The sequence below is a fragment of the Chloroflexota bacterium genome (genome assembly GCA_020161265.1).
Classification (GTDB): domain Bacteria; phylum Chloroflexota; class Chloroflexia; order Chloroflexales; family Herpetosiphonaceae; genus Herpetosiphon.
Genome location: JAIUOC010000003.1, coordinates 252,424 through 270,595, shown reverse-complemented (window position 1 = coordinate 270,595; position 18,172 = coordinate 252,424). Strand labels below are relative to the sequence as shown.

The following is an 18,172-nucleotide window of genomic DNA, read 5'->3' as shown; positions in this document are numbered from 1 at the left end:
CAAAGATCACCTGTATTGGCATGTGGGAATACAATTAGACTCAATTCATCGAAGGTAATAATAAGACTGCGGGTGAACACCCACAGTCTTGATTTAATATAAAAAATAATCTTTGTTACTTCATACCCACCTTGGCGGTCATCATCTCCAACCATGGCAGCGGCTCCTCCGGCACGAGCTGCACTGCGCCGAGATTGAAGCCATCCACCCGCACTTCGGCCAAGACAAAACCATTCAGGCGATTGGCTACGGCGCTACTGGTGGGCAGCACATCGCGGAACAGGAGCATGTCCCCCGGTCGCGCTTCGGTTGCCGGATAGACCATGCCATCCACCGTTTCCAGCACCGCACAGATCAGGCTGGCAGCGGCTTCGCCTTTGGCCGCATCACTCAGAAACACGCTCGTCCGCTGCATGGCCACGGCGAGCGTTCCGCTGTCAACTGATAGCGCGGTGCGCCGCACCAACCCGCTATTGGCCAACGCTTGGGCATCGGTTTGGATGGGCGTGCGCTGGCGTTGGCCTTGCTCATCCTCATACACCCCATAGCCGCTCGTCCAGCGTCCATCGCTATTGCCGCCTTGGGTATAGCTGCATTGCTCGGTACTCACATACCAGACCCGCCCTGACTGGCGAGGCCGCACGAATAGCACCCCATCCTCATCAACACCCCACACCCATGGGCGATTGCTGGTATCCCCCAGCGGCACCTGCTCACTCAGGATCGTCGCCCACGGCTGATCGTCAGCTACGAGATTCGCGATATCGACGATCGGACTTTGCACTTTGCCATCGCTATTAAAGACCGCCCATGGATTGACGGCCAGTACCTCACTCAAGGCAGACTTGGCCAGTTGATCCAGCGTCACGGTTGGGGTCGTCACGGCTTTCACGCGCACGTTGGTGATGATCAACTCAATATCGCCATCATTGCCATCCCACAGTGGCTCCACCAGATCGCTGCCAAGGTGCGCATTACGAAACACGGCGGTAAAGGTTGTCGCGGTCGTGGCCGTCACCACGACTTCCTCCGGCTCCGCGCCGCCAATCGCCAACTTGGCATTGACCGCGATGCCTGCCATCGTACCGGGCGTGACCGTGCGCGTGCCTGCCGTAATTGCGGCGGTATGGAGATTGGTGGCCGCACGGGTACAAAACAGATTAAAGCCCAAGCGCGAACAGCCAACCCCGCTCAGGAAACTCAGCGTGCCGCTTTGCGTGGTGATTCCGGTCGCGCCCGTGCCAATGCCATCGAGTGTCCAGAGCGAGGAAAGAAAGGTTGTGCCATCATAACGACTCAAGCTGGCTCGCCATCCAGCAGGCGCTTTCAGGGTGTAGCTCGCCTCAATCGTTTGCCACTGCACACTGGCCGCAGCGGGCTGCACAATCGACAACATACCAATGCTGCTGGTCGTGAAGCCATTGCCGCCCGATGGTGCAATCCGCAAGCGCCGCTCGGTTTCAAAGCTGAAGCGTTCGGGCGTGCGACTGGGAATCAGGTCGCTAGTTACGTCCTGCCAATCACCATAGCGGGTGCTGCTCCACCAGCCCGTATGCGGAATATCTTCGAGCGCTTTGACGAGGCCCAAGGCCAGAATCTGGATTGAGACAGCCCCATCTGCGGTACGGGTAATTGTTACATCATCGCCAGCAGCACGGCCCCACCAGATGCGCTTCGAGCAGCGGTTGAAGACTTTGACATAGATAAACGGCAGCGTTTTGAACCAATAGGCTTCCGGCATGGTGCAGGGCATGGTGACACTGAGATCACCACAGCCCTGCTCGGTATAGCGCCACGTGGCAGCAGTCACTCGATCGGAGACATCCAGCATTTGGCTACTCGTCAGATCCTGAATCAGAATTTGGAATTGGGGATCAAGCATTATTGCCTCGCTTACTCTGGCATCCGGTAGGCCCGATAGCGGTCCAGGGTCAGCACATAATTGGTCACCGCGCTGGCCGCATCGACAATCCGCCAGTTGGTGCTATAGGTTCCAATATAGACCGCATCAAGATTGGCATCGGCTCCCGCTGCGGTTTGGGCCGGAACCTGTACGGGCAAGCGGCCACGCGCACCAACAAACTTGCCCGTAATCGCCACCCGTGGGCGATAGGTGGGTTGGAAGTCCAACACAAAGCCAGTCGGGCTGCTATTTAAGGCGAAGGGTTCAAGGATGCGCACGCCATGCTCAGGGCGGGTGGTATCGACGAGGTAGCTGGTTTCAATATCGACCGTCGCGGCGGCGCTGGCGGTCACCCGATAGCGCAAGCGGGTGCTCACGCTATTAATCGCAATCTCGCGGAAGATCACGATTTGCGGGTTGGTCGTGCTGCCACCACTCACGACCTCTTCGGGCGAAACGAGGCTTTGGCCATTCTCCAGATTGTCGAGGATGGCGGCAATCCGCACACTCACGCCAGCGGTGCGCACGGCAATCTTGGTCACCACCGTCTGCCGCCCACTGACACTAAAGCCGCCCGTATGTTGCGGCGTGGTGCTCGTCACGCCAGCACTGAGGGTTCCGCGCAAGACAAAGGTATCGCGAGCTTTTTGGGCCGACTGGTTGTTACTCGCCCACGTGGCATCAGTGCTCCAGCTACTGCCCGCTACCACCTGAATCCCGCCTTGTTTACTCACCAGCAGCGCCGAGAGCGGCATGTTCAAGAAGCCACTACTGGTTGGGGGATAGTTGCCCGCCACGGTTACGCGAGCTGGGGAAGCAATCGCATGCAGGGTTGCGCCAAAGTTCAGGTTCATCACACTACCATTGGCCACACTGGCGGAGGTGACCCGATCATAGTCACTGACCTCGCTCGGCAACCACCAGCCGCCCGACTGAAAGCTGACCGCCACCCCGTTAATCCCGGGCGGAATCGCTTGTAAATCGGTATCAATCAGTCCAGCGGGCACATCAGGCACGGTCGCATCGAGCAAACTGCGCACGAGCGGCGTGCTGCGATTACTACCAAAGGGCTGAAACAGCACCCGTGGCCGCAGGCTGTCATACTGCTCAGGAGCCGTGCGGTAATAAGTCGCAGCGGTCAGAATCCGTCCTAGTTTTTGCAGCCGACTCATGGCATCGGCTGCCGTCGTGCCGACAATATTAATCAGCCACTGGGTTTCCACTGGGCGATCATCGTGGGTGCTGGGAATGGCTCCGCCGCCGAGTACAAAGGTGGCATCGGCTCCCGCGCTGGGGTCGCCAATCGTAAAGGTATCGGTTCCGGCAATCAACGAACAGGTGCGTTGGGTCGTTGGCATCATATCCTCACTTTCGGGGACTGGCTAAACGCTGCCGGACCTGGCTTTGTTGACCCATCCCTTGGTTATTTTGGGCCAGAATCCGGCGTAAGAGCGCTTCAATTTGGGCAAGGGTCAAGCCGCCTGCCTGAATGGCCACGGTGGTTGGCCCCGCTGCGGCAGCAGGTGGGGGATAATCACGCGGGGCTGGCTGGACTAAGGGCGTAGGCGTGACGGTGGGCAGCCGATCGGCACGCGACCGAGTGACCCGTTCGGTTTCACTGAGTTTGAGCAGATAATCAATCCCGCCCGCCTTACGAATCACCTCAGAGCGGGTCGGGTCAACAATAATTTCGCGGGCATGGGCTTGCACTACCATATCGCGGGTCAACCCCATGTCACCCGTGCCAAGGGCGTAGCTGGCTTCCACTTTATCCTGCGTGGTAAACGGCGCATCTTCGCCAGGCGCGGCAGTGCCACTGGGTACTTGGCCAACAGCGCGGGAGGCCGTGCTTGCAGCGCTGGCCACGAGGCCATAGAGTGCAATCGTGGCATCAGCCCACATTTGATGCGCCTGTAATTGCTCGGTTTGTTTATCGAGAATTCCGCGCATGGTGTCGGCAAAGTCATCACGCAGCTTGACCTGTGCCTCGGTATAGTCGGCGTTCTCGCTGGCCAAGGCCTCATCGCGTTCAGCTTTCAGGCTATCGTTGGCGGTTTCCAAGTCGCTCAAGCGCTTGGCCGCAAGGTCGTCCTTAATCTGATCGGCTTTGGCTAACAGCCGTAGCTGCTCTTCCAAATCCGCGCGATCTGCAGCGGTCAAGTCGGCGGTCTCATCGGCCAACTGTTGGCGCAGCTGGCGCATGCGATCGGTGCGTTGCTGATCGGCTTCAATTTCTTCTTCCGCCGCTTTGAGATAGGCATCAGCCTCTTTGGCGCGACCTGCCTGCGCCATCGCTTGGGCTTTATCCCATGCCTCGGTTTGCTTGCGCAGCGCCTCCGCCCGATCGTCTTTGTGCATGCTGGCCACGGATTCAAGGAAATCGGCTTGATCGGCAAACTTCTGGCGATTGAACGACTGCTCCGCCGCCAAGGCTTTGCGGTGATAGTCATCCTCGATGTTGCGCACCGTAGCATAGTGCTCGCGGGTCAGGCGTTCGGCCTTCTCCTGAAAATCCTCCTTGGCTTTGGCAATCTTGGCTTCGGTCTGCTCGGCCTGTTTGATCCGCTGCTCGGCTTCGCGTTGACTGGCGGATTGGCCACGGCTGCCACTCTCACCGCCACCGCCACCACTCCGGCGGGTCGGGGTGCGAGCCGTGCGCACTTTTTCGGCATTGCGGCGATTAAAGTCTCCCGCTTGGCGTTCGGCCTCGCGTTGTCGCGCCGCTGCGCCTGCCGGATTGACCAAATCTTGTGCCCGATCGGCCACGGCATCCTTGTATTGGCGTTGATCACGCGGGTCGATGCCCTCAGCGCGGAGATCATTGCGCGAAGCGGTGGTGTTGCGCGGCAGCTGCGCGGCCCCTTCCATCAGGGCTTTATAGGCGAGTGCATCACCGGCGGTTTGGGCGGCAGCGGCGAGATCATAGAGGCTACTGGTTTCGGCAGCTAATGCGCCAATATGATCATCGGCAGCCAGTCGCGCGTTTTGGGTCAAGAGCGCGAGGGTTTCTTGCTCCATACTGGCTTCGATCGTCGCATCGATTTTGGCGTAGAGACTCTCGGTATGGGCATCGACCGCTGCGGTAAAGTCATCGGTGCTGACCGTGGCTTCGCGGGTGGCACTGGCGACGAGCAGGGTCGCCCCTTCCAAGCGGGTCAGTTCAATTTCATCTTGCACCACCTGTTGCTCAATTGCATCGAGCGCCTGCTGGTAGAGGGTCGCATCAATTGATCCGGCACTGAAGGCAAAGGTCGTGGCCTCGACCGCCCCGCGTGCCCGTTCGCTTTTGTCGGACAAGGTGTCGGCCCGCGTCGCCAGCTCGGCAATCGCGGTGCTGGAGAGTCCGGCAGCCTCAGCTTTGCGCACAAACGCATCGCCTAAGCCCCGCACCCGATCCATGGCGGCTTGCGCGTCCATGCCCGTGTTGAGGAAGGCTTCGGCCAGATGATATTGACCCTCAGTGACCATGCCCTCGGTCGCATCGAGGTCGGTCAAGATTTGGCGATAGGTCGCGAAGCTCTTGCCGGATTGAATTGCGCGGTAATCGACCTCATCGAGCCGCTGCGCAAGGGTGACGTTTTGGCTGGTCAGCCGATCGAGCACATCAATGCCTTCGGCAAAGAAGCCCACGATGTTGCCAGCCAGCACCTTCAGGCTGTTGCCAAAGTTTTGCAAATGGGCTTCGGCACGGGCGATTTTGGCCGCATTCGAATCGACATCCACGCCAACATCGTTGATCATCTGCTGGCCACTCTGCATCACCGCCTGTTGGAAGGCCAGCGCCTTCTCTTGATCGGTCAGCGCCATCACGGTTTTGCCCAGTGACGCGGCATACTCCTGATTGGCCTTGGCCACATCGACCGTGATCCCAAGGTTATCGATGATCATTTTCGAGTTTCGCGCGAGACCCGTGACCAGCGAATCAAACATGAAGTTGATATCTTCGCCGGTCGCTTTGGAGGCGGCCCGCGCAATCTCTAAGAGCTTCGGCACATCCTTGGCCAAGCGATCGCCCGCCAGCAACACCGCCTTATTGGCCCCAATCATCAGATTGGTTTCGCTGATGGTGCCTGCACTGGCCTGCTTCAGCGCTGCCAGATAGGCGGTGCTCGATGTGCCGGATTTGCGGGCAAGGTTGTCGAAGGCTTCCTCAACCCCTTCGATGGCCGCTCCTTCTTTGCCCCACTGCACCACCTTGCGCACCGCCTCCACCCCAACATAGGCTTTGGCCACGCCCATGAGTCCATCGGCAAGACCACCAAGTGAACTTTTGGAGTCAGTCATGGCAGTGTCTTCGCGGCGCATGGCATCGGCGGCACTCAGCGTGCGCTGCTCCAGTTGGCGCATACTGACGCTGGCCTTTTCGATGCTGATCACTTTGCGTTCAATCGCATCACTCGTCGATCGCGCTTGCTGCTGCAATTTGTCGAGTGAGCGCTCCAACGTGGCGATAGTCGTGGCGTTGCTATCGGCTTTGGCCCGCTCCTGCTCCAGTGCGCGGGTGGTTGCCTCGATCGTGCTTTCGAGTTTGGCTTGTTTGCCCGTGAGGTCGGTCACCGACTTGGCTACGAGGTCTTGGGATTGCCCCGCCAAGCGATATTTATCCGCCAGCGTTTGCACGGTCGCGGCGGCACGGGTCGATTGCTCGTTCAGGGACGCAAGCTGGCCACCAGCAGCGGCGAGTTTGCTGGTGGCCTCATCGCGGAGGGAGAGAATCAGTTCAAGCGTTTCTTCCGCCACGGCCCTGCTCCTCGGCTTGCCAGTCGCTTTCGGCATTGGCACGCGCGATTAATTCATCAATAAAACCAGCCGGTTGCTGGCGAATTTGGTCATAGGTCCAGCCAAAGCGCATGGCTAAGGCCACCTCGGCATCGTAGTCACCGATCCGCGTGGCCGCTGCGCCACTTAGCTGGGCGTACCAACCCCAGTAGAGCTGCTCGGCGTGGCTGAAGCTGTGCTGCTGGTGTCGCCCGTTAATGGTGCGGCCTTTGGGTAGATCACCGCCTCGGCATGGGCGACGGCCCGTTGTACCAATGGATCACGCGCATCGAGCGCCGCAATGCTAGTGCGGGTGAGCGGCATAGCATCAAACGATGGGCCTGACCAATCCTCGATTGTGGCTTCGAGCATCAGTAACTGGCGGCGATAGGTCGTGACATACTCACCCTCGATCTGCATCAAGGCATCGGCATAATCGGCGCGTTGGCCATAGGTCAAGCCCGTGCGCATGGTGATCGTGTCCTCGGCATCGGTCAGATCGACGGTGGTGGTTGGAGTAAAACGGCTCATTGGGTCATCCTTTTCACAAGTGAACATCTATCAACGTTGCGCGAAAACCGTGGCTTACACGGTGGCTTTGGTGTTTTGGCACGCGATGCGCAGATCACTGCCAATCGTGGGTTCATAGGCGTGGTCGAGGGTCAGTTTGATCGTGCGAGCGTTCTTCTGTGCGCCCCACGTCATCGCTTTGAGCACCCCATAGCCATCGACTTCGAGATAGCGATAGCTCGGATTCCCCGCCACGGTCTCGATGAACGAGCCGTTATGGCGCACCCGCACCTTACAACGCACGCCGTTGCGCCAGCGGTCGTAATCGGTCAGGTCGTCAAAATAGAGCGTGAGGATGGTTTGGGGCGAACTCACCCCCACATTGACCCGATTCCACGTGCGGTTACCACTCGGGCCACTCGCCGACTTATCCGGTTCCAGCCCTGGTTGAAACGTGTGCTCGACCTGAATCACGCGGAAGGTTGCCGGAGTCGTGCCAATCGCATCGCTCCCTTGGTCAATCCAGCACTCCAGATCACTCGGAATCACTAGATCACCAGCGGTTTGAGCAGGCAACGCAGGCGTAGTGACGGCTTCCATAAATTGAGCAAAGCCATCCAAATCAAGCTTGGTGGCCGCATTGCCCACGACATTGCTGGTCAGTTTGAGGTTGTTCAGCCCGCCAAACGCCGCGCGAAAGGTTTGGACATTGGGATCGCCAAACCACAGCGTCGCGAATTTGGTATTGGCACTGGTCATCACGCGGGTGGCTTCCCACAAGCGCCCCAGCGTTGCCCCCGCTGGAGTCGTTGGCGTGGTGAGCGCTCCGTTGTGCATCATCTGGAGCAGAAACGGGATGAGATCGAGATCAAGGCCGCCGCTGGCTTTCCACTTGGATTGGCGATTAACCACCGCCGAGCGGTAGATCTTGGCCAATGTGCCGCGTGATTCTTCCGGCTCATCGTGGGCAATCTCGGGATCGACTTGACCTTTGGCAGTGACATAGTGGGTCGGTGCACTGGCAGGCGTGCCCGCCGTGGCTTCCCGTGCCATCGCGAAATATTCAAAGGCAATTTGTTGGGCAATGGTCATGCAGCACCTCCTCGGCGGCGCACACTGGTCGCCGTCGGCGTTGGCTCAGGATCAATCGGTGGCTCGGGTTCAGGGTCAGCGGGTGGCTCAGGGTCAGCAGGTGGCTCTGGGTCGCTCGGAATTTCCGGTACTGGCTCGGGTTCGGGTTCGGGCAAGCGTTCCGCCAGATACGCCACACCCGCAGGCGTTGGCTGGTACATGGCCACTGCGGCCACACTGCGCAGCTGCCAATCGGCCATCTGCATACAGTGGGTCGCGGTCAGGTCAGCCAAGGGAATGCCCGGCAAAAAGCCGTCATCGGGCGTGGCCACATAGGTAAAATAGATCATTGCAGGGTAATCCTCGTATACAGATCGAGCGCTCGGTACAGGTTCTTGCCGCCAATCGCCACCCACACCGCTTCCGCCCGTTCGACCGTGGCAATCCCCCGCCGCAAGACAATCCAGTTGCCTAAGCGCCGCCCTTCTGACGAACCGTTGATCGTGGCAGGCAGGTCAAAGACATAGGGCATCACGGCGGCTTCACAGCGATCGCTGCCTGCATCGGCGACCACGAGGCGCGAGAGAATCACGACCTCGCTGATCGCCACGGGCGTGCTGGGGGCATAGGTGACGTGCTCGAGCAAACTGTAGAGCGTCGGGCATTGGCTGATCGTCTTGGGTTCTTCGGCCAACACAGCGACATTCTGGCCACTGGCATTCAGCCGTACCAAGCTCGGTAGCAGGGCGAAACGTCGGTGTAGCTGGTCAATAATGGCCTGATAGGTGATCGTCATGGGCGACCTCGTAACTCGCTCATTAAGTCAGCAGCGGCCAGCTTCAGCAGTAAGGACAGACTGGGCCGTGCCTCGGTCAGGCCGCGCCGCATGAACGGGTTGGCGCGTGTGCCCGGGTGGCGAACCATCCGCGTGCGCACCCAACGGCCACCAATCTGGAACGCCAGCAGCGCCGCACCGCCGCCGATCGTGCGAGCGGCTTCGCGCGAGGTGAATTTGGGCAGAATCACATGCGGCTTCGTGCCGTCGTGAACAAACACGGCATAGGGCGTGCGGTTGTAAATCCGGCCTTTTGCGCCTGTGGTCAGAATCTCATGGCGCGTATTGGCCTTGAGGTGGCCATCCTTGATCGGGGTCGCCTGCTCGATCGCGCTTTTGACCGTCAGCACCACCCGTTGCAGCACCTCGGCCCGCCATGGGGCAGGCACACCGCGTTGGAGCGCCATCGCCACGGTTCTTAGGCTCGCCATGGCGCAACCACACTCTCCAGAATCGCCAGCTGCTGCTTGGTCAGGCCTGCCACCACCCGCGTCGTGCCCTGCCCATGCACGCCAACGCTATCGATCATGCCGCCTGTGGTGCGCGAGCGATAGAGATTAATCGTCAGCTGCAGCGCCACATCGACGACCGCAGGCGGCACGGCCCCATAGCCCCAGATGGCCGTAATCCGATAGAGCGCATGATCCGTCCAGCTCGTGGCCCAATAGCCATCCCACACCGCGTCCGCATGCAGCACCCCGCGTGCATCTTCGAGCCACGCCGTCGCCGCCAGCGGTTCCCATGCGCCGTGCAGCCGTTGCTCAATCAGGCTAATACTGCCAATCGCATGGGCTTCGAGTGTCAAGGTCGGCAGCGGCAATCCGGTGACCACGCGCATCGTGGCCACCGGATTGGGCACAAACTCAAAGGATGGATCACGCAGCAGCACCCGTAAGGCCGAGCGCACAATATCCGAGGCCCGCACCACATAGGGTTCAATGAGGTCAGGATCGGCGGGTGCATCATCTAATTGCGCTTGAACTTCAGCACTACTCACATACAGCATGGCGGCCTATCCTTACTTTGTGGAAGCTTTCTTGGTCTGCTTCCCATCTTCCGCAGCGGCATCATCGCTCGGCGCATCGACCACACGATAAGCTGGATCGGCGGCGAGGCGTTCCGCCAGCTCGCCATCGACTTCCCACGTCACATTGGTTTCGGTATTCAACACCCACATAGAGCACTCCTTCTGCTAGGTCACAGCCCATCCGTGCTAGCTTCGATTGGCGGTCATCACGGCAAAGGCGGTGGGCCGCACGACCTTCGCGCCATAGACATGCAAGCCCTTCACGGCATCGGCAAAGCGCTTTTCCGGGCGATAGCCTTCAACCTTGACGATTTGCTCAGCAAACGAGATCGCCATGGGGTGACCCGCCATAATCTTGTATTTGGCTCCCGCCACGTTGGGCACACTATTCGACTTCAACACGCTAAACCCCGCAGCAGAGCCAATCTGGCCATTGCGCAAGACCTGATCGCTGCTCGCTGAACCAACGCCGACGAAGCGATCATCTTTGAGCAATAAGCCGTGAAACCATGGCGGCACGATCGTCCAGCGCCCTTCCGATGGCACATTGGCCTCATCGAGCAGCGTGCCCAAATCGACCAAGTAATCGTAGGCATTGGCACTGGTGGGCGTGACAGGCGTGGTGTCGTTACCAATCACATTGCCAGCGGCCACGCCCGTATAGAGCGAGGCGATAAAGCCATCGCTGACATCGCGCAGGCCATAACTGGCTTCTTTCATCGCTTCATCCATCACACTGGGCTTTTGTTGGGCGCGATCAATATCGTCAACTTGGAAGTTGAAGTATTTGGCTTGGTTGATCAGCAAGGTCATTTGGGCATCGGTCAAGGTTTCAGGGTCGCCAATGTTGGTATTCTTGGTGTAATTGCCGATCGTGACCGGGCCAATGCTGTTGATCTTGACGGTATCGCCCGCATCGCGAATCTCACCTTCATACTCGCGATTGACCACGCCTGCTTGCCCGTACACATGGGCACGATGCAGATTCGAGAGAATCCGCGCACTCCAGACCACCGGAATGAAATTGTTCAGCGCCATATCGGTTCCTTTCTGACACGCCATGCGTGCTCATGCTTAGCCTTGGCGAGCTAAGTAGGCTTGGATTGCATCCCAATTGGTATTGATTTGTTCGGGAGTCATGCGTTCAATCGCGGCCTTGGTCAGGACTGGTGGCCGCGCCGGATTGGCCGGACTGGTTCCGATTGGCGCAGGCGCAGCCGTTCCACCAGCAGCTGGCTTGGCCAAGTAGGGATAGGTTGTGAGCAAGCTGGCAATCGCGGCATCGAGCGGCTTGGGTTGGCCCTGCTCATCAAACTCCGGCGTAACCAAGCGCCCCAGCAACCCTGCATCGAGGCCATGGGCCGCAGCGGTTTGCTCAATCAGCCGAGCGCCGCGCTCGCTGCGCAACGCCGCCCGATCGGCTTCGAGTTGGGTTTCCAACGTGGCCAACCGCGCATGCAGGTCTGGTGTATCAGCAGCGGGTGGCGGTGCGGCAGGTTGCGGCGCTGGTGAAAGCACGGGCGCTGGTGCGGGACTTGGTGGTGCAGCAGGTGGGGTGGGATCACTACCACTGCCCCCGCCATCATCAGCGTTCAGCAGGCGCTGCGGGATCAGGATTCGAATCATCAGCATCTCCTTTGGATGTCATGGGGTCATGGTCGGGCGGCGTTTCGGCCTGCCGCTGCTCGCGTTCATGGGCGGGGTCATAGCCCAGTTTGGTCAGGATCGTGGCTTCGCTTGCACCAAGCTTGCGATCAATAAGGGCAACATTCCGTTCACTCAATCCATCAGCTGGTAGCATGGAATCCCATACCGCCGTGGTGGTGGTCTCGGGAAAGCCGCCAATCATCAGCAAGCGGCGATTGAGTTCGCTCAGGAAATCGCCATAGAGCATGCGTTTTTGCACGGTCTTTTGCAGCAAGGGGCCATACAGGATTTGCAAGGCTAAGCCGCTCAGGTTGCCGAGATCTTCGACTTTGCCCGTGGCAATCTCCGGTGTTTGGGCCACTTCGTGAATACTGCTCTTGATGCGGCTGTGATGGTCAAGGCTAGCCGCTAACTCGCTTTGCATCTCAACAATGCTCAGGTCGGCATTGGGCGGAATAAAGACCGTGCGGTCGCGTCCATGCTTGAGCTGCGCGGGGTCCATCCCCTTGGCCACGGTCAGCGGCTGGGCATAGAAGCGCACAATCCGTTGTTGGTTGGATAAGGTGAAATCGCCCGCGTTGACCAGGGCAATCAGGTCGGGCGTGATATCGGCCTCACCCCAGTATTCATTCGGCGCGGCGAGGTTTTGGCTATCGACGATCGGCGGAAAGGGATAGGGCCACGGTGCTTCATGCAACGTCTCGAAGGCCTGTTTATCGGGCTGGCTCCGTTGGTCAAGAATGCGCCAGCCGGTATCAGTGCGCTCGATGCGTTGGCGAATGCTGACGAGCACTTCGTGGTTGCCTTGCCATTCATAAGCGCTGTAGTCGATCAGGTAGCATTCCACCCGATCCAGATCGTCCGCCGCCCAGCGCACGGTCACGGTCGCCGGATCGAGAATCACGATGCGCGGCAGCGGCTGCTCGGGATAGATCCGCGCGAAGATGTGGCCGCATAGGCTGCCGTTGATGCCTTGTTTGTAGAGCCACGTCATCTTTTTGGCGGCATTCCAGATGCGATCAAGATACTGGATGCGTGGATCATCGGGTGGGGCATCGGGCACGCTAAACGCCACCTGATCGCCAAACAAGAACGAGACTGAGGTCTGGACAATCAGCTTGATCAGATTGACCCGCACGTTGTCGTTGGGTCGTCCGGCTTCGATCGGCAGCGGGGGCGTATCCTGTTTGCGATAGGCTTCCCACGCCGCGCGAAACTGCTGCAAGCGCTGAAAATCATCAGCCACGCGCTGCCCATGCAGGTGCTGGCTAATGATGCTACTGGTGGCGGTTGGTGGAAACATACCCATTTCTGCTGCTTTCTTACCAAAGACTTGGGCCAAAACTGACGATCGGGGCGGGGGCATAGGCCAAATTGACCGCATCCATGCCATCGGGACTGCGCTTAATCCGTTTCTTGGTGTCGGCTTTTGGCTCGACGACCCGCCGTCCCTGACTATCTTGCTTCCACGTGGGAGCCATCGCTTGGCGACGCAGCTCGCGGCGCGTTTCCGCATCGAGCGCAACGAAGCTCAGGCGTTGCTCCATCGCCCGTTCGGCCACGCTGAACCATAATTCGCTGCGGCGATTGGGATACTTCTCGGGATCGTAGGCCGTGCGTGCCCCACTGACTCCGAGGAAGGTATAGCCGTCGGCGAGATCGACCACGCCGCCGCCGATGCCGTCATCGTCGATTTTGACCGCAATCGCGCGACCATCGACCCCACACCGCCGCCCGTATTCATTGGCCAATTGCTTCAAGCGCCCTGCGGTTTCGACCGTGCTCCAGCCATTGGCCGCTTCGTGATAGAGACTGTGGCCGCCACGGCGCACATGAATCTCGGTAAAGTCATCGCCATACCGCGCCACATCACAGCCCAGCTCGCACGGTTCATCACTGGCTGGCAACAACAGGCTTTCTGCCACCTGAAACGCGCCATCACTCCAGACATTGTTGGTCGCCTGCGATGGCCAACGGCCCAACAACCGCGCTTCGGCGATCGGTCCAGGCCGATACCAGGCATCGCGCCAGTGAATATCCGTGGCGCGTTTTGGCTCTTCGGGACTGAGTGCGCGACACCACTTTTTGAGCAAGGTATCGACACGGCTCAGGCGAATCGCCGAGGGAAACGGCGGCGGCAAGCCTTGCAATTCGGCTAGAATGTTGGGATGCTCGAGCACGCTCATCGAAATGACATGCCAGCCCCCACTCAATTCCTCAGCATAGGCTTGCGAGCTGGTGTCGGTCGGATTGAAAATCGCCAGCCATGCGCCGCCCTCGTTGAACATCGATTCGGCGGTTTCCCAAAACACACTGGCCACCCCCACCGCCTCATCAAAGATGAACAGGGTGTGCGGTGAGTGATGGCCTTGAAACGAATCGCCATCTTTGGCCGTGAAGCCATGGGCGAAATGGTCGGGTGTACTCTCCAAGCGGGGCGACTTGGGGCCAGTAAAGCCCGCGCGGCCACGCCGCTGCATGCGGACTTCCTTCCAAAGCAGGTCACGCACTTGGCGATCGGTCGGGGCGGTCGTCAGCACCAGCCCCGGATCAAAACTGTCGTACCACCAGTTGACTAAGCCGCCCCCAAGGTGGGTTTTGCCAACCTTATGACACGCTTTGACCAACGTGCGATACGGCGGCGTGAGCAACGACCGCGCGATCTGTTCCTGCTTCGTCCACCAAACTTCCCCTAACACCTCGCGCGCATAGGCCACCGGATCATGGGCATAGGGCAACACCGTGCGTTTGCCACCAACGGCAAGGCTAAGATCGGAAAACAGGGAACTCCAGAGCGTGTCGCGCTTGGAGGGTCGCGAGGATGCGTTGTTTGGTCGATTCATCAGCCTCTCCAATCGCCGTCAGCACCGCTTGTTGGAAGCGGCGCACTTCATCAACATCGACCAATAACTTGAGAATGGCCAAACTGGTTTTGATGTGTTCACGCACTTCGCGCAGCGCCGCGACATGCACGGCAATCGGCGTGCGACTGGTGTACTCGCCATCGACTTCGACAATGCCCGCGTCGAGCTTGCTCACCAGATCGAGCGCCCGTTGGTAGTTGTCGCTGAGCGCCGCACGACTATCCCAGAGCGACGAGCCAGCCCGTTCGACGACCGCCGCATGCTGCATGAGCGTTGGCGCGGTCGCCGTCGGCAGTGATTCGAAAAAGCGCTGCACGGTACTGACCGACAAGCCGAAGTCCCGCGCGATCTGGCGTTGGCTCGATCCCGCTTTGGCAGCGGCTAACAGCTGGTTGGCAAGCTCATCGGTAATCGTGCTTTTGCGTCCCATGGCAGCCTCAGGTGATGCGACAATGATTCGAAATGATTCGGTATCGATGGATTAGTGATTCGAAATGGGTGGTGCTGGCAACAAGGCGACCAACCGCACCAGCCGTTGGCGCACAGCCTGCACCTCAGTCGCTAGCGTCTCGACCTGCTGCACCACCGCTTCGAGTTGCGCTCGCGTGACCGTGGCCACCGGACGCTCACCCCGTTTCTTGAGCAACCGATGGGCTTGGTCTTTGCTCAGGCCCGCAATCCGCCCCGCTGCACTTGCATTGCCACTGGCATCGTAGGCCTGCCAAAACAGTGTGATTTGGTCAGCCGGAAGGCGACGTGGCATGCGATCTCCTTGAAAAGTTTGCGGTGGGGCGGGGGAACACAGCCATTCTGCTGCTCTAGCCCCGCCCACGGCGCAGCCGCACCGCCGCTGATCGTCGCCAAAGCGACATTATGGGTGGGTGTGCCACCACTGTTTCAGGCGTTCCACTTCGTCGGTAAACAACCATTCGATGCTGCCGTGGGGCGTAAAGCGTGCACCACTGCGCTCGAAGAGTTGATACTGATGGCCATCAGGATGGCGAAAGAAGGGAGTCAGGGCATAGCCCGGGGCAAACTGCGACGCATGCCACAGACCGCCACTGGTTTGCCATGCCACTTTGAGTTCAAGCGCCACCGGATAAGTTCCAGCTGGTTGGACCGGAGCGATCAGGGCCGCTCGCCAGTCATAGAAGCTGCGATCCGTCCAGTCGGAAGGATCAGGCTTGCGTCCCGCAGGCAAAGCCACAAAGCGATGGGTTTCAATTGCGCCGAGGACAATTGACCAATCGGCCATCAGGCGTTGGCAAAGCCATGCGAGGGCCGCGCGTTGCTCGGGAGTCCATGCCTCGCCAACCGCGTGATGGCATTCGATGCCAATCGAGCGACTATTGATCCAATCGTCCTTGGCCGCTCCCGCATGCCAGGCGCGATAGATCGGCGGCAGAATCTCGGCAATCTGGCCGCGTTGGCCAACCAAATAATGCGCACCCACCCCGCTACTGGCTTCCAAATAGTCGGCCTCGGCTTCAAAGCTGCTACCCCGATTGCCGTTGGTCGTGTGAATCACGGCAGAGCTAGGCTTGATGCCTTTCGGGCGATAATCCCAGCCCGTGCCAACCGGACGGTGATGTTTGCGCCAGCGCCGATCGATCACGAAGGTCATGACGTGGGTGCTCCAAAATGCTTCTGATATTCGGCATGCAACAGGTCAACAAGAAACTTCGGATCAAAGTGCAAGCCCAGCTCGTTCAGATAGCGACTTGCGGCCTCCACACCCTTGGCTTCGATCTGGTGACGCACCCCATCGGGCGTAATGCCATAGCTTTGGGCCACCCGCAGGCCCACCTTGATCGCGCTATAGAGGGTGTCCCGTTCTTCGCGACTGAGCAGCGCGGTGGCTTTATCTTCCAGCGCCCGGGCGATGCGGCGACCGATCCGCGCGGCGACGGCGAGCGCCAGCGGCACCAGCACGGCGAGCAGCAGCTGCACAAGGGTACTCAACAAACTGGCGGAAACAGCGGTGGTCATACGGTCTCTCCTTTTTTGCTGGGGCGTGGCCGCGTGCTCGGATTGGGACTGGGGCGCGGCTGCCGGAAAAAGCCAAACAACTCGGCTAACAACTGGGTATGGACTTCTTGCCCTTCGCGCAGGCGGCTCATTTCGTCCGACACCACCTCCAGCGTGTGCTTCAGCCCCGTCATGGCGGCGGTGTTGTCGATAAAGGCGGTCAAGACCTTGGCTTCGGCTTGGGCTTCGGCCTTGCGGCGTTGGGCCACGAGGTCAGGACGCAGGCGTTCTTTGAGCAACGGCCAGACTTCGCGGTAGAGGAACCACCCCACCAGAAAGAGGCTAGGGCCATACACTTTGAGCAAGTCTCCTTCGGTCATGAGCGGGTTCCTCCAACGGGCATAAAAAAAGCGGCCACCAACCCTCAGGTGAGGGTTGATAGCCGCGTCTCGTAACTACTGACTATCCAAATGATTCGATTGTTCCTGCTATGGCGCTCTAGGCCGCAGCGGATGGACGACGAAGGACTTTGGGCACATCGATGGGGGCAACAATGGGCGCATGATACAGGGTCAGGGCTGCTTCAGTATAGCGATGGCGACTAAAGGTCATTTCGCCTTCGATATACAATGTGCCGCTGCCGCTCAAGAATTTCAGGGCTAGCGCATCAACGCGGGATTCGAACTCATGATTGCTTTCGCCAGGGCGAATCCGATAAGTAAAGCGTGCGCCGCACAGCCGTCGCTGCGGAGATGTGCTGGGTAATGCTGCGTTCGGATCGGGCGGTGTTCCCCACACAAAGTACTTGGTGCCAAATTCCGTTGCATCCGCATCCGGATCGCCATAGATGGTGCGTAGCGTCTCTGGAAGCATATCCCCTCCTCGGTGGGGAAATAAAAAACGCCCCGATGTGTTGCACACATCGTAGGCGGTCATCCGTCCTTACGGTAGCAATACTATACCAGCACCCATGTGCGCTTGTCAAGTATTTCGAGATATAAGTTATGATTTTTCATGATATTTATATAGTGGTACACTAAGCCACATATTTTTTGTATTATATATATAACGTATCACTTCTTGAACAGATGTAGATGGACTTTTATCGTCTATGTCATTTTCTTGATGTATGATATCGCTATCATTTGTAGATGTATATCTCTCTATATATAACTTTATGGAATTACCTCCGTTTTCTTGTAAATTTATAATCATATATGGCATTGCATTTTTATCATTATTATATATAATCATTCTATATGTAATTAAAGGTAATTTATTTTTCACAAAAATATAATTAGCTCTACTATCTGTAATAATTACGTATTCTCTATTATTTAATTTAAATATATCTTCAGAAATTTCATTTGATAGGCTTTTAGCACTCACAAAATTCATATCTTTTATACCCATCCGCGATCCTTCGGAAACAGCATTTTTTAGGTTATGTATAAATTCAGCGGAAAAATCATCGAATTTCTTCTTGATCATAGATGATTTTTCGTTAAAGTCATTTTGCTGTTTCAGAATATTCTCCATTATCAGATTCATCATTTGGTACTCCTTATCCGATATGTTCAGTATATTAG

The 18,172-nt window shown here is 58.2% G+C and carries 21 protein-coding genes; all 21 read right to left on the bottom strand.

Features of this window, described 5'->3' with window-relative positions; all coding sequences use genetic code 11:
• Positions 1-115 precede the first annotated feature (115 nt).
• A complete protein-coding gene (locus tag LCH85_08455) occupies positions 116-1,882 on the bottom strand; it encodes a hypothetical protein (protein ID MCA0352015.1) in 1,767 nt (588 codons plus the stop codon).
• A gap of 11 nt (positions 1,883-1,893) precedes the next feature.
• A complete protein-coding gene (locus LCH85_08450; protein ID MCA0352014.1) occupies positions 1,894-3,264 on the bottom strand; it encodes a hypothetical protein in 1,371 nt (456 codons plus the stop codon).
• 4 nt (positions 3,265-3,268) lie between these two features.
• Positions 3,269-6,643 carry a hypothetical protein gene (locus LCH85_08445; protein MCA0352013.1) on the bottom strand — a complete coding sequence of 1,125 codons (3,375 nt, stop codon included), beginning with the start codon at positions 6,641-6,643 and terminating at the stop codon, positions 3,269-3,271.
• A 165-nt stretch (positions 6,644-6,808) separates the two neighbouring features.
• On the bottom strand, positions 6,809-7,192 hold the full coding sequence (locus tag LCH85_08440) for a hypothetical protein (GenBank protein ID MCA0352012.1): 384 nt from the start codon (positions 7,190-7,192) through the stop codon (positions 6,809-6,811).
• A gap of 54 nt (positions 7,193-7,246) precedes the next feature.
• Positions 7,247-8,263 carry a hypothetical protein gene (locus LCH85_08435; protein MCA0352011.1) on the bottom strand — a complete coding sequence of 339 codons (1,017 nt, stop codon included), beginning with the start codon at positions 8,261-8,263 and terminating at the stop codon, positions 7,247-7,249.
• Entirely contained in the window at positions 8,260-8,592 is a 333-nt protein-coding gene (locus LCH85_08430; protein ID MCA0352010.1) for a hypothetical protein, read from the bottom strand. The genes LCH85_08435 and LCH85_08430 overlap by 4 nt, the downstream gene beginning before the upstream one ends.
• Positions 8,589-8,975, bottom strand: a complete 387-nt coding sequence (locus LCH85_08425) for a hypothetical protein (protein MCA0352009.1) — start codon at positions 8,973-8,975, stop codon at positions 8,589-8,591. The genes LCH85_08430 and LCH85_08425 overlap by 4 nt, the downstream gene beginning before the upstream one ends.
• Before the next feature lie 59 nt (positions 8,976-9,034).
• Positions 9,035-9,484, bottom strand: a complete 450-nt coding sequence (locus LCH85_08420) for a hypothetical protein (protein ID MCA0352008.1) — start codon at positions 9,482-9,484, stop codon at positions 9,035-9,037.
• A gap of 11 nt (positions 9,485-9,495) precedes the next feature.
• Positions 9,496-10,083: a hypothetical protein gene (locus tag LCH85_08415; protein MCA0352007.1), complete on the bottom strand. Its 588-nt coding sequence runs from the start codon at positions 10,081-10,083 to the stop codon at positions 9,496-9,498.
• A gap of 12 nt (positions 10,084-10,095) precedes the next feature.
• Positions 10,096-10,254, bottom strand: coding sequence for a hypothetical protein (locus tag LCH85_08410; GenBank protein MCA0352006.1), 159 nt, complete (start codon positions 10,252-10,254; stop codon positions 10,096-10,098).
• Between the two features lie 36 nt (positions 10,255-10,290).
• The gene (locus tag LCH85_08405; protein ID MCA0352005.1) at positions 10,291-11,142 is read right to left on the bottom strand and encodes a P22 coat protein - protein 5 domain protein; all 852 of its coding nucleotides are present in this window, start codon (positions 11,140-11,142) and stop codon (positions 10,291-10,293) included.
• A gap of 36 nt (positions 11,143-11,178) precedes the next feature.
• On the bottom strand, positions 11,179-11,730 hold the full coding sequence (locus LCH85_08400; GenBank protein ID MCA0352004.1) for a hypothetical protein: 552 nt from the start codon (positions 11,728-11,730) through the stop codon (positions 11,179-11,181).
• Positions 11,690-13,060 (bottom strand): phage portal protein, encoded by a 1,371-nt coding sequence (locus LCH85_08395; protein ID MCA0352003.1) that lies wholly within the window; start codon positions 13,058-13,060, stop codon positions 11,690-11,692. The genes LCH85_08400 and LCH85_08395 overlap by 41 nt, the downstream gene beginning before the upstream one ends.
• A gap of 13 nt (positions 13,061-13,073) precedes the next feature.
• Positions 13,074-14,594, bottom strand: coding sequence for a hypothetical protein (locus LCH85_08390; protein ID MCA0352002.1), 1,521 nt, complete (start codon positions 14,592-14,594; stop codon positions 13,074-13,076).
• Positions 14,518-15,045: a helix-turn-helix domain-containing protein gene (locus tag LCH85_08385; GenBank protein ID MCA0352001.1), complete on the bottom strand. Its 528-nt coding sequence runs from the start codon at positions 15,043-15,045 to the stop codon at positions 14,518-14,520. The genes LCH85_08390 and LCH85_08385 overlap by 77 nt, the downstream gene beginning before the upstream one ends.
• Positions 15,046-15,096: 51 nt before the next feature.
• Positions 15,097-15,378: a hypothetical protein gene (locus tag LCH85_08380; GenBank protein MCA0352000.1), complete on the bottom strand. Its 282-nt coding sequence runs from the start codon at positions 15,376-15,378 to the stop codon at positions 15,097-15,099.
• Between the two features lie 108 nt (positions 15,379-15,486).
• Complete coding sequence (locus LCH85_08375; GenBank protein ID MCA0351999.1) at positions 15,487-16,239, bottom strand: N-acetylmuramoyl-L-alanine amidase; 753 nt, start codon at positions 16,237-16,239, stop codon at positions 15,487-15,489.
• Positions 16,236-16,604 carry a hypothetical protein gene (locus LCH85_08370; GenBank protein ID MCA0351998.1) on the bottom strand — a complete coding sequence of 123 codons (369 nt, stop codon included), beginning with the start codon at positions 16,602-16,604 and terminating at the stop codon, positions 16,236-16,238. The genes LCH85_08375 and LCH85_08370 overlap by 4 nt, the downstream gene beginning before the upstream one ends.
• Positions 16,601-16,963: a hypothetical protein gene (locus tag LCH85_08365; GenBank protein ID MCA0351997.1), complete on the bottom strand. Its 363-nt coding sequence runs from the start codon at positions 16,961-16,963 to the stop codon at positions 16,601-16,603. Before LCH85_08365 ends, LCH85_08370 begins: the two co-directional genes overlap by 4 nt.
• Before the next feature lie 118 nt (positions 16,964-17,081).
• Entirely contained in the window at positions 17,082-17,456 is a 375-nt protein-coding gene (locus LCH85_08360; GenBank protein ID MCA0351996.1) for a hypothetical protein, read from the bottom strand.
• A gap of 129 nt (positions 17,457-17,585) precedes the next feature.
• A complete protein-coding gene (locus tag LCH85_08355) occupies positions 17,586-18,137 on the bottom strand; it encodes a hypothetical protein (GenBank protein ID MCA0351995.1) in 552 nt (183 codons plus the stop codon).
• Between the last annotated feature and the right edge of the window lie 35 nt (positions 18,138-18,172).